This window comes from Winogradskyella sp. (genome assembly GCF_013042245.1).
Taxonomy (GTDB): domain Bacteria; phylum Bacteroidota; class Bacteroidia; order Flavobacteriales; family Flavobacteriaceae; genus Winogradskyella.
This window is the reverse complement of sequence record NZ_JABDQL010000043.1, coordinates 1-16,152: the sequence shown is the minus strand read 5'-3', so window position 1 is coordinate 16,152 and position 16,152 is coordinate 1. Positions and strand designations below refer to the sequence as shown.

11 protein-coding genes are annotated in these 16,152 nt (G+C 33.7%); 8 read left to right on the top strand and 3 right to left on the bottom strand.

Going from position 1 to position 16,152, the window contains the following annotated elements; translation table 11 throughout:
- Positions 1 to 212 precede the first annotated feature (212 nt).
- Both HKP48_RS03960 and HKP48_RS03955 read right to left on the bottom strand, forming a co-directional pair.
- The gene (locus tag HKP48_RS03960) at positions 213 to 851 is read right to left on the bottom strand and encodes a hypothetical protein (protein WP_296343052.1); all 639 of its coding nucleotides are present in this window, start codon (positions 849 to 851) and stop codon (positions 213 to 215) included.
- Between the two features lie 196 nt (positions 852 to 1,047).
- Positions 1,048 to 3,534: a M14 family metallopeptidase gene (locus HKP48_RS03955; RefSeq protein ID WP_296343050.1), complete on the bottom strand. Its 2,487-nt coding sequence runs from the start codon at positions 3,532 to 3,534 to the stop codon at positions 1,048 to 1,050.
- A gap of 141 nt (positions 3,535 to 3,675) precedes the next feature.
- Here HKP48_RS03955 and bshC point away from each other — a divergent pair, with 141 nt between their 5' ends.
- The 7 genes from bshC (at position 3,676) to yidC (ending at position 13,610) form a co-directional block, all read left to right on the top strand.
- Positions 3,676 to 5,283 (top strand): bacillithiol biosynthesis cysteine-adding enzyme BshC, encoded by a 1,608-nt coding sequence (gene bshC / locus HKP48_RS03950; protein WP_296343048.1) that lies wholly within the window; start codon positions 3,676 to 3,678, stop codon positions 5,281 to 5,283.
- A gap of 87 nt (positions 5,284 to 5,370) precedes the next feature.
- A complete protein-coding gene (gene guaA / locus HKP48_RS03945; protein WP_296343046.1) occupies positions 5,371 to 6,906 on the top strand; it encodes a glutamine-hydrolyzing GMP synthase in 1,536 nt (511 codons plus the stop codon).
- A 64-nt stretch (positions 6,907 to 6,970) separates the two neighbouring features.
- Complete coding sequence (locus HKP48_RS03940) at positions 6,971 to 8,893, top strand: LysM peptidoglycan-binding domain-containing protein (RefSeq protein WP_296343045.1); 1,923 nt, start codon at positions 6,971 to 6,973, stop codon at positions 8,891 to 8,893.
- An 88-nt stretch (positions 8,894 to 8,981) separates the two neighbouring features.
- Entirely contained in the window at positions 8,982 to 9,527 is a 546-nt protein-coding gene (locus HKP48_RS03935; protein ID WP_296343044.1) for a DUF922 domain-containing protein, read from the top strand.
- A complete protein-coding gene (locus tag HKP48_RS03930; RefSeq protein WP_296343042.1) occupies positions 9,528 to 9,752 on the top strand; it encodes a DUF3820 family protein in 225 nt (74 codons plus the stop codon). It abuts the gene before it with no gap.
- Positions 9,753 to 9,982: 230 nt separating this feature from the next.
- Positions 9,983 to 11,599 carry a CTP synthase gene (locus HKP48_RS03925; RefSeq protein ID WP_296343040.1) on the top strand — a complete coding sequence of 539 codons (1,617 nt, stop codon included), beginning with the start codon at positions 9,983 to 9,985 and terminating at the stop codon, positions 11,597 to 11,599.
- Positions 11,600 to 11,690: 91 nt separating this feature from the next.
- Positions 11,691 to 13,610 (top strand): membrane protein insertase YidC, encoded by a 1,920-nt coding sequence (gene yidC, locus HKP48_RS03920; RefSeq protein WP_296343037.1) that lies wholly within the window; start codon positions 11,691 to 11,693, stop codon positions 13,608 to 13,610.
- Between the two features lie 558 nt (positions 13,611 to 14,168).
- On the opposite strand, the gene HKP48_RS03915 is transcribed toward yidC, so the two are convergent.
- Positions 14,169 to 15,200, bottom strand: a complete 1,032-nt coding sequence (locus HKP48_RS03915) for a fasciclin domain-containing protein (RefSeq protein WP_296343035.1) — start codon at positions 15,198 to 15,200, stop codon at positions 14,169 to 14,171.
- 60 nt (positions 15,201 to 15,260) lie between these two features.
- On the opposite strand from HKP48_RS03915, the gene HKP48_RS03910 reads away from it, so the two are divergent.
- The gene (locus HKP48_RS03910) at positions 15,261 to 15,971 is read left to right on the top strand and encodes a toxin-antitoxin system YwqK family antitoxin (RefSeq protein WP_296343033.1); all 711 of its coding nucleotides are present in this window, start codon (positions 15,261 to 15,263) and stop codon (positions 15,969 to 15,971) included.
- The last annotated feature ends 181 nt before the right edge of the window (positions 15,972 to 16,152 follow it).

Below are 16,152 nucleotides of genomic sequence, written 5' to 3'. Positions count from 1 at the left end.
ATTTGGTCAACGACCAAAAGTTTGGTTTCTAAGGTGGCTTTTTGATAGCTTTTTTTTCGCCAGTGTTGTTTTTGTGTTTTCATAAGTGACTATAATTAATGGTTTAATTTTTAGTCAACCTATTTCAGGAAAGTACAGATTTGCGAGAGTATCACGTACGGTTCTGTGAGAGGTTTAGGGGTGAGATTCCCCTTTACCTACTCGACTTTTATTTATATCAGTTCATATTTATTCAACGAACTTTTGATTTCTTCCGATGTCAAAAGTGGTTTTATTTCCAAATGGCCAAATCCAAAGGCGTTTGCTTGAACCAAAGCAGGTAAATATTGATTGTCAAATTCCACTATAATTCCAACGTCGATTAAGTTTGAGTATTCAGCACTTGAGTTTTTTGATTCTTCTGAATCAGGTCTACAAATAATTTGACTATGATAACTGCTTGAAGTCCCTTCAAGTAACTTGTCGATTTCACTTTTCCTAACTCCAGAAATTTTACTTAACATTCTATTCCATTTGGAATCTAACTTTTTCACCTTATAAGTTTCGGTTATTGAGTCAGTAAAATAGAGTAGTGTTCGGGCAATTTTAATATCTGTAATCTTATTCTTTTCTTTAATTTTTATTGCTTGTTCGTTAGGCTGATATTTTTCTATATTCTCACGAATTTTGACAGTCATTGCTTCGTCCGCGATATTTTGTGAATCAGCTTTTTCTGGTAGACAATCAATTTCTATATAAAAATTTTCAAATTCAAATATCACTCTTACAAATTCAGTCCAAATACCTTTGGGTTCAGAGTTTCTTAATTTCTGAATTATATTTCTTTCTATGTTGTTAAATAGATAATTCACTTAAGCAAATGGATTTGATGTATTTCATGATTTGTTGATTCTTATGTTTTATTATGTCGTCAGTTCGAGTGAATTTTTCGATTGAAAATGAGAAAAATTTGTATCGAGAACCATTTGAGTTCTAAAAGCTTTTCGATACTATTTTATTCGTACTTCATAAAATCACTCGAAGTGACGGTATGATTCGATTTATATTTTACAATTCAAAAGCGTTATTGTTCACAAAGAAAATAGAGTTTACTAAAAACAGTTTTCCGTTTTCCCAGAAGCTTCTAAATAATGGATTGTCGACCATGTATATAAAACTACCGCTTCCCATGCGTTCTTCTCCAAAAACTAACGTGTTGTCCAAGTTATTTAGTGCGTTTTGTCCGACAAAACCTGAAAACACTTTGGTGTCTGCAATATGGCCAACGTTATAACCGCGGTCGAGTAAGCTGTACGCTGCGTTTCCTAATTTTAGCGTAAAATAATCGTTTTCATAACCGAATGCCATTGGGTGTGTGTTATCAATTTTACTTTTAAAAATAGCGCCAGTTATCATATTATTAGTATATTGTCTTTCACGCTCAGCATAAGGAGTGAGTTTATTCGATTCTAAATTTTCATCTTCTTCTTTCTTTTTGTACTTCAATCCAAAACCTTCTTTCCCAGCAAAGCTTCGTAATGCAGCATCTATGGCAATTACTTTTCCACCAGAGCGAACCCAATCTTTTAAATCTTTCATGTTGTTTTCATTGAGAATGCGACCATAATAGCCACTAGGCATAATTAAGATGTTGTATTTATCAAGATTTGTTCGGCTTAAATTATCGGTATTAATTGATGTAATTGGATATTTCAATTGTTGCTCAAAGAAATGCCAAATCGCTCCATAACTCAATGAAGATGTACCTTCCCCAGAAAGCACTGCAATCTTCTGTTTATTAATTAGCTTAATGTCTGGCGAACCAATATCTGGAGTTGTTTGTGAAAATCCTGAATTGATAACACTTAATGTTTTGTTGTGTTTTTTTGTCAGTTCATTCAATTTAGTTTGCATGTTTTCAAACTGTGCATTGTCACCTTTTGTAATGATTAAAGAACCACGATCAAAAGTTTTACTGTTTGAAGAAAAAGGCTTTTCTGTAAAACGCACTCTGAAATCTGCCTTTAAAAGTGCTGCAAGAAATTTAGCATCTTTCATGCTATTCCAATCACTCACATAACCATAAGCATCAGGAAGCATAGTTGGCATTTTGCCTTCAACTGTAGAGTTACTAGAAATTTTTGAAGTACTCGCCACAGCATCTAAGCCATAAGCATACGGCATACTCCAAGCTGTGATGTCGTAAGTTAATGAGTCGGTTAATTTTGCATTAGGCTCAAATAAAACCTTCACCATTTTACCTTTGGGTTGATTAGTGTGTACAACTAAGGTGTTACTATCTGTGTTTAAGCTGCCTTGTTTTCCTGTAGAATAATTATAACCGCTCACTTTTCGATCAGAAGCGTTTTCAAATTTAATATCGTGTTTACTCAAAAGGTTTTTTAAACTTTCAATCTTATCTGTGTTTCCAGAAAGTACATAGCTTTTGTATTTTAAATCTGAATTATCAAAGAATTTTCCAAATTCATCATTTAAGCGTTTTGCATTTTTTGAAGCAATTTCAATGGTGGATAAGCCTGTTGTGGTGTGATGTGTTAAACGTTCAACTAAAGTTAATACATGGCCTTCGTCATTTAAAATACCTAAACCTGCACGCCCGTGTCCACCTTGTTCGTAGGTCATGCCAATGGCACCCATGTATGTTGGGTAGGTGTCACCATAACTCGGATAAAACAAATCGAAACGTTCACGTGTAAAAAATAACCAACCCTCTTTGTCAAAATACTTAGCGTGGTTTTGTCCAATCTCTGTTTGAAAATCACGTTGAAAATCTGAAATTATTTCATGAAACGGTTCTGCTGCTGGTGCAAAATAATAAGGTTCGTTGATACCTTGTTCATGAAAATCGACATGAATATGTGGCATCCATTTGTTATAAGCTTTTAATCGTGAGGCAGATTCTATTTGACTTGCCCAAGCCCAATCTCGGTTGAGGTCAAATAAATAGTGATTTGGCCTTCCGCCTGGCCAAGGCTCATTATGTTCGCTAGCCTGTTGGTCGATGTCGTATGGCTGACTTGCAGTTTCATTAAACCAATTAACGTAACGGTCACGACCATCAGGATTTATACATGGATCAATGATAACTAACGTGTTTTTTAACCAGTCTTGTTTTTCGGTCAATAACTTATATAAAGTTAACATTGCCGCTTCCGTGCTCGAGGCCTCATTACCGTGTACGTTATAACTCAACCACACAATAGCAATTTCAGGATTTGTAGCATTGCCATTTACTAAACCAGCATTTTTAAGATTGTTCTCGCGAATGGATTCTAAATTTTTAATGTTCTCTTCACTAGAAATGTAAGTTAGATATAATGGCCGTCTTTCATAAGTTTCGCCATATTTTTCCATTTTAACTTGGTTTGGAAGTGCTTTAGCAACTGACTTAAAATAATCAATTACTTGGTGGTGTCGGCTGAATTGGGTTCCTATTTCATAACCTAAAAATTTGTCTGGTGATTGAATGTTTTGTGAAGTCGAAGAGAAGCTAATTGCCGTAATGAGAAATAGCGCTAAAAAAAATCTTTGCATAGTAGGTGTTAGTTGAATTGTAAAGCTAGTAAAAATATGTACTGTGATTTAAAATATTTTATTTCGGATATCATATTAACTAAAAATTAGCAGTTGGCATTTTAGCTTAATGTATATTTATGCCATAATTAATGATTTTACATGCCAACTGACTGTATTTCGTTTAGAGACACGAACTATTTTTCTGATTTTATCTGTGATTATTTGGATGAAAAACCAGAATTAAAATCGCTTTACAACCGCTTTCCGAAGCTTGAAAATTTTGAAGCACAAATAGAAGAAAAGCAAACTTCTTTTGAAAGTCAGTCGAGAACTGTTCTAGTAGAAGTCTTAAAAAAACAATACCAAAAACTAGAAACTTCAGAATTAACCCTTCAAAACATTAAAAGTTTAGAGTCTAAACATACATTTACCATAACAACGGGGCATCAACTAAATTTATTTACTGGTCCTTTGTATTTTCTGCATAAAATCATTTCTACCATAAATTTAACGAAAGAGTTAAAGGAAGTTTATCCAGATTATAATTTTGTGCCGATGTATTGGATGGCATCTGAAGATCATGATTTTGACGAAATCAATTATTTCAATTTTAAAGGAAAAAAAATTCAATGGCCAAATAAGGTCGAAGATAATGATGCTGGTGCAGTTGGGAGATTAACAACCGAAGGTTTAGACGCAGTTTATGACATTATTTCTTCAGAATTTGGTCCAGGAAAATATGCTGAACAATTAAAAACCTTGTTTAAAGAAGCATATCTCAATCATAATAATTTGGCAGATGCAACACGTTATTTAGCGAATGCTCTATTTGCAGACTACGGTTTGGTGGTTATAGATGCCGATAATTCCGAATTAAAACGTGTGTTTATTCCACAGATGACGAAAGAGTTGTTAGAACGGGTAGCTTTTAAAACTGTAAATGAAAAGAACAACGAAATTGAAACTCTGGGTTACAACGTTCAAGTCAATCCGAGAGAAATCAATTTATTCTATATAAATGGCAAACTTCGAGAACGAATTATCGAAGTTAATGGTGTGTTTTCAGTATTAGATACAGACATTTCGTGGACTAAAGATGAATTGCTAAAACATCTCGAAGAAGCACCTGAGTGCTTTTCGCCAAACGTGATTATGCGACCGTTGTACCAGGAAGTCATTCTTCCAAATTTGTGCTATATCGGTGGTGGCGGTGAAATGGCGTATTGGTTTCAACTAAAATCTAATTTTGAAGCGCAAGATGTTGTATTTCCTATTTTGTTATTGCGCAATTCCGTATTAATAAAAACTGAAAAGCAAGCCAAAAAACAAGAAAGTCTAGATATCTCGGATAAAGATTTATTCTTGAAGCGTGATAGTTTTATCAACAAACGTGTTCGGAAAATATCAAACATAGATATTGACTTTTCAGATCAAATTAAACATCTTGAAAAACAATTTGAGGACTTATTTAAACTAGCTAAACAAACCGACACATCTTTCATAGGTGCTATAAAAGCACAAGAAGTCAAACAAATAAAAGGTTTAAAACATCTTGAAAAACGACTATTAACTGCACAAAAGAAAAAGCTAGCCGACGAGATTTCTCGAGCCACAGATTTGCAAGAGCAATTATTTCCAAGACAGAGCTTACAAGAACGGAATACTAATTTTTCAGAATTGTATTTGGAATTTGGCGACAATTTAATTCTAGAGTTGATAAAAGCACTTCAGCCACTAAGAGGAGATTTTACAATTATAAAATTGTAATTTTTCTACTTTACAATGCTGTTAAAAACTATTCAAAAAATCGCATTTGGTAAATAGTAAATTGCACATCAATTACTATTTTTGTGCATGCAACACAACAAAGTCCTTATTTTAGATTTCGGTTCGCAATACACACAGCTTATTGCGCGTCGCGTTAGAGAGTTAAACATCTACTGCGAGATTCATCCATTTAATAAAATTCCATCAGATTCAGACAGTTTTAAAGCTGTTATATTATCAGGTAGTCCTGTTTCTGTTCGTTCAGAAGAAGCGCTTCATCCTAACTTAGAAGGTATCAGAGGAAAAAAGCCGATGCTCGCCGTTTGTTACGGTGCACAATATTTGGCGCATTTTTCTGGTGGAGAGGTTGCAGAATCCAATACAAGAGAGTATGGTAGAGCCAACCTTGGTTATATAAAAGATGGTGAAGATTTTTTTGAGAATATTCACGAAAGCAGCCAAGTTTGGATGAGTCATAGTGATACTATAAAAAAGTTACCCACAGGAGGTGTTTTATTAGCAAGTACAGAAGACGTTGAAAACGCTGCATTTAAAATTGAAGGCGAAGATACGTATGCGATTCAGTTTCATCCTGAAGTTTACCATTCTACCGATGGGTATCAATTGCTTCAGAATTTCTTAGTGAAAATTGCAGAGGTTAAACAAGATTGGACGCCAAATGCTTTTGTTGAGGAAACTGTAGAAGACTTAAAAGAAAAATTAGGGAATGATAAAGTTGTTTTAGGGTTGTCTGGTGGCGTAGATTCTTCAGTAGCTGCCATGTTGTTACACAAGGCTATTGGCGAAAATCTCTATTGCATCTTTGTAAATAATGGTTTACTGCGTAAAAATGAATTTGAAGATGTACTACATCAATACGAAGGTATGGGCCTTAATGTCAAAGGCGTAGACGCTTCGGCACGCTTTTTGGATGCCTTAGCAGGAAAGAGCGACCCAGAAGAAAAACGTAAAACTATAGGTCGCGTGTTCATAGAGGTTTTTGATGATGAAGCACATTTGATACAGGATGTAAAATGGCTAGCACAAGGAACGATTTATCCAGATGTCATTGAAAGTGTTTCGGCTACTGGTGGTCCAAGTGCAACCATAAAAAGTCATCATAATGTAGGAGGTTTACCAGACTTTATGAAGCTTGAAGTTGTAGAGCCATTGAAAGCATTATTTAAAGATGAAGTAAGACGCGTAGGTGCTTCTATGAATATGGATAGTCATTTATTAGGCCGCCATCCATTTCCTGGTCCTGGTTTGGCTATTAGGATTCTTGGAGATCTAACGCGAGAGAAAGTTCGTATATTACAAGAAGTCGATGCTATTTTTATTAATAATTTACGTTCTTGGAATTTATATGATAAGGTTTGGCAAGCAGGAGCAATGCTTTTACCAGTTAATAGTGTAGGTGTTATGGGAGATGAACGTACTTATGAAAAATGTGTAGCCTTGAGAGCAGTTGAAAGTACAGATGGTATGACGGCAGATTGGGTAAATTTACCCTATGAGTTTTTGCAAAAGACCTCTAACGAAATAATAAATAAAGTAAAAGGCGTTAATAGAGTAGTGTACGATATTAGCTCAAAGCCACCTGCTACTATTGAATGGGAATAAGTCTTAATTGGCAGTTTACAGTAAAACAGCTTGCAGTGATTATTTTCCAGTAATTAATATTTATATGAAGATTTTTTTAACCATCTTAATTTTTGTTTGTTCATTTTATGCTCAGGCACAAGAGTATAAAACTCACAAGGTAAAATCTGGTGAAACTTTAGAAAGTATAGCCAAGCAATATTTGGTGACACCTTTTGATATTTTGGCTCTCAATCCAGATGCTAAAGACGATTTTGGAGTAAATACAACACTCATAATACCTGTTTCTAAAGTAAAAAACGAACCTATTATTGAAGAATCTAAAGAAATTATAGATTACAAAAAACATAAAGTAAGGCGTAAAGAAACACTCTATGGACTGTCTAAAAGCTATAATGTTACTGAAGCTGAAATTAAAAAAGCAAATCCAAGATTATATTCAGAAAACTTACGCAGAGGTGACCGTATAAGAATACCGCGATATAAGACTGTGGTTTCTAAGCAGACGTTCTCTAATACTATAAAGAAATATGCAGTTAGACCAAAAGAAGGTAAATGGCGTATTGCATATAAGTTTGGGATTACAGTTTCGGAATTAGAAGCCTTAAATCCTGATATAAAGGAAGTGCTACAACCAGGTGATGTGCTTAATGTGCCTAATATTGCAGACAATGAAGAGAAGCAAACTGACACTGCTTCAAATTATTATGAGGTGCAACCAAAAGAAGGTTTCTTTAGATTAAAAAAGAAACTAGACTTAACTAAAGAAGAACTTGAAGCTTTAAATCCTGAACTTAAAGAATCAGGTCTCAAAGCGGGTATGGTATTAAAATTACCGGCAGGCATTGAGATTTTAACTGATAGTATTATTGGAGATTTTAATGTTACAGATTTACGAGATAACATTATAAATACATCTACGAAACGCCTAGCAATTTTAATGCCTTTTAGACTTCAGCGCATTGATTTGGATTCGGTTGCGGAAGCTAAAGATATCATCAAATCTGATCGCATTTTAAGTACCGCTTTAGATTTTCATTCGGGTGTACTGATGGCTTTAGATTCAGCCAAACAACTAGGCATTTCTTCAAATTTAAAAGTATTTGATACTGAAAACAGAACAAGTGAAATTTCAAACATCACTAATAAAGAAGATTTTTCAGACTATGATGCTATTATTGGCCCAATGATGAGCAAGAACTTTGATCGTTTTGTATCTGAAGTTAGGGGTAATTCAGTACCCGTATTTGCCCCATTAGCTAAGCCATCAAAAGTGACTACTAATGTATATCAAACTATTCCAGATAAAAAAATACTCGAACAAAAAATGGTAGATTTTGTAAAGCAAGACTCTACAAAAAATCAAGTAGTTATTATTTCTGACCAAAAACATAGAGGTGTAAATAATAATTTAAAGAGACATTTTCCAGAGGCAAAACAATTATTTTCTGAGATAACTAAAGAAGGTAAGGATAAAGGGAAAGATGCCTATTTTATATATCCTGTAACTTTTGAGAATTTATTTAAAAAAGGAAAAAATATTGTGTTTTTAGAAACAGACGATGTGTCCTTTGGCTCGAGTATAATTAGTCTTCTCAATGGACTTTCAGTTGATGATGTAGAAATTATCTTAACAACTACAGATAAGAGTAAGGCTTTTGAAAGTAATGATCCAGATAACAATTACCATCTATCAAATTTAAAATTTCACTATGCCTCAATTTATAAAGAGTATGACGAAAAATCAGGAAATAGTTTTGTAAAAAATTATACCTCTAAGTATGGCTTGTCTCCAAGTAAATATGCGATGAGAGGATTTGATTTAACATTAGATATTTTACTGCGTTTGGCATCAACAGAAGATGGTTTGCCAAATACAAATGACACCTACGCTACTGAATATATTGAGAATAAATTTAACTATTCTAAGAAAATGTTTGGTGGCTTCATTAATCAAGCTTCTTATATTGTACGTCACTATAATTTGAAGATTGTTGAGGTTAACTAAACTCAGTAAGTGTAAGTGTTAGCTAACCATGATGTAACAATATTACATGCGGCTAAGCGTTTCTAGTTTAAATTCATATATATCGATAATGAAATTTGTTAGGATTTTCCTTTTAATTTCAACCATTTGCTTTGGTCAAAACGAAGATTTAGAGACGATGTCTTGGCAAGCGGAAAAACCCATTTTATGGAAAAATTTTAAGGGCAAACCAAATAGAAACAACGACGCAGCAGCACAAACTGTTTCTGGAATTTCTTTTGGGTTTTCAATTGGCAAAACAGGGAATACAATTACTGATTTTACGACTAATGTAGAGTGCTTGTTCTACCCAACAGAATCTTGGTACAAACCCGAAGTTGCTACACCTTACATATTAAAGCACGAGCAATTACATTTTGATATTACCGAATTGCACGCACTTCTATTGCGTAAGAAAATTAGTAAAATTAAACCATCAGCTAGATTAAAGAGTCAGCTTAATGATTTGTACAAATCTATTAGTAGAGACTCATACAAGATGCAGCAACGATATGATGATGAAACCAACCATTCCATCAATAAAGAAAAGCAAGCAGCATGGAATCTTTACATAGCTAAAGCGCTTAAAAAGCTTGAAGCCTATAAAACACAATAGATGATATCAGGTAATAAAGAAACGCTTATAGAGCTTGCCAAATACAAAATGCCTTTTGGTAAATATAAAGGTCAATACTTAGTAGATATCCCAGAATATTATTACACTTGGTTTAAACAAAAAGGCTTTCCAAAAGGGAAACTGGGTAATATGATGCAACAGATGTATGAAATAAAGGTGAATGGTTTGGAAGATATTATTTATAAGGTAAAGCGAGAGTTTTAGAGCGTTTTTTTTGGTGTTACGTTTAACGCTTAAATAAAATCCAGTTTCAATTAATTTTATGGTATTTTAAAAGAAGTTAGATTAAAAAATTAAAAGTCAAGACATTTGGGCTTCATTGTAATGTAATTTGTTCTAGGATTCTCGCTAAATCACCAATCAAAAACAAACCCAAAACAATTCTCTAATAAGTCATTTAATTTTGTAAATTTGCCTGCGTTTATAAGCGCAACATGACAACATATCCAAAGTATATTTTTGTAACAGGCGGCGTGTCTTCTTCTCTCGGAAAAGGCATTATAGCAGCATCTCTAGCCAAATTACTTCAAGCACAAGGCTACAGAACTACCATCCAAAAATTAGACCCATATATTAATATCGATCCAGGGACATTAAATCCTTATGAGCATGGTGAATGTTACGTTACTGACGATGGAGCAGAAACGGATTTAGATTTGGGTCATTACGAGCGCTTTTTAAATGTACCTACATCACAAGCCAATAATGTAACAACAGGTCGCATTTACCAGAGTGTTATTGACAAAGAACGTCGTGGCGAATTTTTAGGCAAAACTGTACAAGTTATTCCACATATTACAGACGAGATTAAAAACCGTATTCAGATTTTAGGAAACTCAGGCGATTATGATATTGTCATCACCGAAATTGGTGGTACTGTTGGAGATATTGAATCTTTACCATATGTAGAGGCGGTACGTCAGTTAGAATGGGATTTAGGAGAAGGTAATACTTGTGTCATACACTTGACTTTAGTACCTTATTTATCTGCAGCAGGAGAGTTAAAAACCAAACCTACACAACATAGCGTTAAAACATTGATGGAGAGTGGTGTACAAGCCGATATTTTAGTTTGTCGTACTGAGCACGAATTAAGCGATAGTATTAAGAATAAATTAGCACGTTTTTGTAACGTGAAAGAGGAAGCCGTCATCCAATCTATTGATGCATCAACTATTTACGATGTACCGAATTTAATGTTAGAAGAAGGTTTAGATAAAGTGGTTCTAAATAAATTACAACTTAATAGTGATAAGCCAGATTTAACTTCATGGAACCAATTTGTTCACCGTCATAAAAATCCAAAAGGAGAAGTTACTATTGGGTTAATTGGGAAGTATGTAGAGCTTCAGGATTCTTACAAATCTATCTTAGAAGCATTTATCCACGCAGGTGCCGAAAACGAAGTTAAAGTAAATATAGAATCTATACATTCTGAATACCTTACTGTAACTGATGCAGAAAAAAAACTAAGTCATTTAGATGGTGTTTTAGTAGCGCCAGGTTTTGGAGAGCGCGGTATTGAGGGTAAGATTGAAGCTGTATGTTATGTGAGAGAACATAATATTCCGTTTTTAGGAATTTGCTTAGGTATGCAAATGGCATTGATTGAATATTCTCGTAATGTTTTAGGATTACAAGGTGCTAATTCTACTGAGATGAATGAGCATACCTCACATCCGGTAATTGCTTTAATGGAATCTCAAAAGGATGTTGTAAACAAAGGCGGAACCATGCGTTTAGGTTCTTGGGATTGTACTTTAGAGAAGGATAGTTTGGCTTACGAAGCTTACAAAATAACCAACATAAAAGAGCGTCATCGTCATCGTTACGAATTTAATAACGATTACAAAGCACAAATAGAAAACGCTGGATTAAAAGCAACAGGCTACAATCCTGAAACTGGTTTGGTAGAAATTATAGAGATACCAACTCACAATTGGTTTGTCGGAGTACAATACCACCCAGAATATAAAAGTACCGTGGCAAATCCGCATCCTTTGTTTGTCTCTTTTGTTGCGGCAGCACTTAAATATAAAAACAAAAAATAGTGTGTCAGTTTGGCATGTATAAAACTTTGGATAGCTTTTTGGGTTATCAAAATAACTAATCAATTACTACCGCTAAGTCGGTTATTATTATATGGAAGAAAAGAAATTTGACATTAACTCAGTCATTGGATTTGTTCTATTATTCGGAATTATGATTTGGTACTTCTACCAAAATCAGCCATCTCCAGAAGAATTAGAAGCTCAAAAGAAAGCTGAAGCAGAACAAGTAGCAGCGGAAAATAAAGAAAAAGAAGAGAAACAAGCCTTAACCACAAAAGTAACTACAGCCGAAGATTACTCTAATGTAATGGCTTCAGATTCTTTACAACAAATAGCGCTTCAGAATAAGTTAGGTGCTTTTGCTTACGCTTCAACGTTACCATCAGCTACAGATGCGGTAACTGAAGTTGAGACTGATGTGTTGGCACTTAAATTTTACAACAAAGGTGGTCACCTTGCGGAAGTAAAATTGAAAGCATTTGTAGATAATAACGATAAGCCTATTTATCTGATTAAAGATGGTAATACAAATTTTAATATCAATTTTTCTACTACAGATAATCGTGTCTTAAATACAGAGAATTTATATTTTCAACCATCTGTGTCTAAAAGCGGTGAAAATACCGTGGTTTCTATGAAGCTTAAGGTTTCAGAAACACGTTTTCTTGAATATAGATATGAGTTAAAGCCTAACGATTATATGATTGATTTTTCAATTAAATCACAAGGTTTGGATAATGTGGTTAATAGTTCCCAAGAAATTAATCTAGATTGGAAGTTAAAGGCGTATAGTAATGACCAGAGCGTTAGCTATGAAAATAGGTACACACGCTTAACCTATCAGCACGATGGGGATAAAATTGATAAACTGGCTCAGATGAGTGATGATGAAGAGTTGGTGTCAGATGTCTATTGGTTATCCTATAGACAGCATTTTTTTAGTAGTATTTTAGTACCAAATTCACCATTCAAGTCTGTGAACATGTCTTCAAAGGATTTAGTAGAAGATGAAGAAGTTGATACGGTTTTTACGAAACTATATGCATCCAAAATTCCATTAAAGCTTAGTGGCGGAAACTTTGATAAATCTATGGGTTTATATTATGGGCCAACAGATGCTAAGATTTTAAAGTCTTATGACAAGAACTTAGAAGAAAGTATTCCTTTTGGTTGGGGAATTTTTGGTTGGATTAATAAAGCGGTGTTTATTCCGTTATTTGGATTTTTAAGTGGCTTTTTACCTTACGGTATAGCTATTATAGTGATGACCATTTTGGTTAAAATCTTACTGTCTTTTGTACAATACAAGCAGTTTTTATCGCAAGCTAAGATGAAAATACTGAAGCCAGAATTGGATGCTATTAGAGCAAAACACAAAGATAACAAGCTAAAAGCGCAGCAAGAGACTATGGCATTACAAAACAAAGCAGGAGCAAGTCCTCTTAGTGGCTGTTTACCTGGTTTAATGCAAATACCAGTATTCTATGCTTTATTTATGTTCTTCCCAACAGCTTTCGATTTGCGCCAAAAAAGCTTCCTTTGGGCAGATGATTTAAGTTCTTATGATAGTATTGCAGAGTTACCATTTCCAATTCCGTTTTACGGAGACCACGTGAGTTTGTTCCCAATATTAGCGGCGATTGCTATTTTCTTTTACATGAAAATGACAACAGGTCAGCAAACTGCTATGCAAGGTCCACCACAAGAAGGTATGCCCGATATGAGCAAGATGATGAAGTATATGATTTATTTCTCTCCATTACTAATGTTGGTATTCTTTAACAATTATGCATCTGGATTAAGTTTATACTATTTTATTTCTAACTTAATCAGTATAGGTATTATGTTAGTGATTAAGAATTATATTATAGATGAAGAAAAGGTCTTAGCTAAAATTGAAGTGAGTAAAAGTAAGCCTAAGAAGCAAAATCGTTTTCAGAAAAAGATGGCAGATATGATGGAGCAAGCAGAAAAACAAAAACAAATGCAACAACGTAATAAGAAGAAATAATTTTTACATATAAACAATAAAGCCAGAACTAATGTTCTGGCTTTATTGTTTAATTTAGTAGGCTAAGTAAATTTTCGATTTTAGAGTTTAAATCAAAATATTTTATAGTCATATTTATTTGTGTCTTGATCTACAGCTTTTCTTGTGAGTAAAAATAATTCTAGGCGTGTTTGGGAGTATTTGAGTATTATTTCATTTTTATCCATTATACTTTCAGGAATAATTAAGATTAGATAAAATAGAGCTGCAGTAGATATAATACAATGATTAAAGATTTTCTTCCTTCATCGTATTTTTTAAATTTTTAAAATTCGCTCCTATTAAGTAGCCTGCGCTCAATGGTCCTCCAAAAAAAGTGGTGAGAGTAATTGATTTTGAAGAAAAGAGCTTAATGTTTTTGGTAACATTATTTTCTATATTTTTATTTATGTCCATAAATTGATTTCAAGTTATAAATATAGAGTATAGTTCTAAAATAAGAAAAGCCTCCAATGGAGGCTTTTCACTAACTAAATCAATCAATATAAAGATGAGGTAATCAGCCTCGACTTTTATTTTTTAACTCGCAGGTAGTAGTACTGCGTTTACGACGTGTATCACGCCATTGGATGTTTGCACATCTACTGCAATAATACCAGCATCATTACCAGCACCATCAACCACATCTGCAATGTTTCCGTTTGTTCCAGGAAGTATAATATTTATAGTTTGTCCTTGTAATGTTACAGGACTTGTCGTTCCATTTTGGACTAAATCTACAGATTGTACATTTTGTGCAGCTAATACATGATGCTCTAGTACTGCAGTTAATAATGCAGTATCGATATCTGCAGGACTATTCCACATCATATTTGAGTCTAATAAAGCTTGGAAAGCTGCATTAGTTGGAGCAAATACTGTGAAAGGGGCTGGAGAAGTGCCATTTGCTGTAGATAATGTAGATACAAAATCTGGCTGTCCATCGGTTGTTAATGAAGCCACTAAGCTACCAAATTCAGGATTTGCTAAAGCCATGTCTATAATAGTTGGAGGTAATAACACTTTGTTTATGACGTGTACTACACCGTTATCAGCATTTTGATCTGCGAAAGTAACATCAGCACCATTTCGAGGAGCAGTTGTTGTTCCGTCTCCACCATTAATTTCAACAGTTCCAGAATTGTTTCTTGCGTATAAACTTAAATTATTGTTTTCTGGACCAGTAGCATCAACATTTGTATAAACACCTACATCTGAAATAGCTGAGGAAGGAATTGTAGAACCTACAACTACGTGATTTTTAAGTACTGTAGTTAATAAGTCGATATCAATATCATCTATTGTATTCCATGCTGGGTTAGAGTTTAACAAAGCTTGGAATGCAGCATTATCTGGTGCAAATACTGTAAAAGGTCCGACTCCTTGTAGAGTGGTCACTAGATTCGCTCTAGTTAAGGCTTCAGCCAAAGATGTAAAACCATTTGTAACAGCCACATCTACAACAGTAGTCGATGTAGGTATGTTGTTGTCATCATCGTCGCTACATGCAGAAATTCCTAAAACCAAAAGAAATACTGTAAGTAATTTTAAGTTTTTTGAAATAAATTTCATTTTTTTGAATTTTTTTAGAGTTAATAAATTTTTGTTCATTTTGTTTAACAAATCTAATAAATGATTAGACGTAAAATTATTTTAGGTATTATTTTTACAATAATTTTAACATCGCTTCCTGCTCAAAATCAAGTAAATAAATTCGATAAAAGTGGGAAAAGACACGGTGTATGGCATAAAAATTATCCAAATACCAATCAGCTACGTTACGAAGGAAAGTTTAACCATGGAAAAGAAATAGATACGTTTAAATACTACAAACTCAAACGTAAAAAGAGTGTTTTAAGCGCTATTAAAGTTTTTAATCCTGAGAACGATATTTCAGAAGTGACCTTTACGGCTTCAAATGGAAAAATTGTAAGTAAGGGTAAAATGGATGGTAAAAATTTTATTGACGATTGGGTTTTCTATCATAAAAACTCTAATAATGTAATGATTGAAGAACATTATAATTCCAAAGGAAACTTAGACGGTAAGCGTGTAGTTTATTTTATAGATGGAAAAATCGCTGAAGAAATAGACTATAGAAATGGAGTTCAGGATGGACAGTACAAAATTTATTCTGAGTCGGGAAAGTTACTTCAAAACTCAAGCTATTCAGTAGACAAACTCAACGGAAATACTTCGTATTATGATATTGAAGGTAATGTTAGGGCGAAGGGAAACTTCGTTAATAACCTAAAAACAGGAATCTGGGAGTATTATAAAAATGGGGAATTAGTAAGAAAAGTTGACCACAATGCAAATAAGATTCTATACAAAAAGCAATAATGTAAAGTAATAGTAATTATAGAATTTAAGAATGGTAATCTTCTAAAAATCACCTTTTTTATTCGCTTTCAGGTTTAATACCTCGAGGCTTGCCTCGTTAATTATTACTATTTTGTGACTCGATGTCACAGAATAGTAAATATATCCATAAAAGTCATAATGTTACAGTTTTACTATATCA

What these genes read in the sequence shown, in the direction of transcription:
- HKP48_RS03955 (WP_296343050.1), bottom strand. Translation starts at nt 3,534, where the DNA reads ATGCAAAGATTTTTTTTAGCGCTATTTCTCATTACGGCAATTAGCTTC.
- bshC (WP_296343048.1), top strand. Translation starts at nt 3,676, where the DNA reads ATGCCAACTGACTGTATTTCGTTTAGAGACACGAACTATTTTTCTGAT.
- guaA (WP_296343046.1), top strand. Translation starts at nt 5,371, where the DNA reads ATGCAACACAACAAAGTCCTTATTTTAGATTTCGGTTCGCAATACACA.
- HKP48_RS03940 (WP_296343045.1), top strand. Translation starts at nt 6,971, where the DNA reads ATGAAGATTTTTTTAACCATCTTAATTTTTGTTTGTTCATTTTATGCT.
- HKP48_RS03935 (WP_296343044.1), top strand. Translation starts at nt 8,982, where the DNA reads ATGAAATTTGTTAGGATTTTCCTTTTAATTTCAACCATTTGCTTTGGT.
- HKP48_RS03930 (WP_296343042.1), top strand. Translation starts at nt 9,528, where the DNA reads ATGATATCAGGTAATAAAGAAACGCTTATAGAGCTTGCCAAATACAAA.
- HKP48_RS03925 (WP_296343040.1), top strand. Translation starts at nt 9,983, where the DNA reads ATGACAACATATCCAAAGTATATTTTTGTAACAGGCGGCGTGTCTTCT.
- yidC (WP_296343037.1), top strand. Translation starts at nt 11,691, where the DNA reads ATGGAAGAAAAGAAATTTGACATTAACTCAGTCATTGGATTTGTTCTA.
- HKP48_RS03915 (WP_296343035.1), bottom strand. Translation starts at nt 15,200, where the DNA reads ATGAAATTTATTTCAAAAAACTTAAAATTACTTACAGTATTTCTTTTG.
- HKP48_RS03910 (WP_296343033.1), top strand. Translation starts at nt 15,261, where the DNA reads ATGATTAGACGTAAAATTATTTTAGGTATTATTTTTACAATAATTTTA.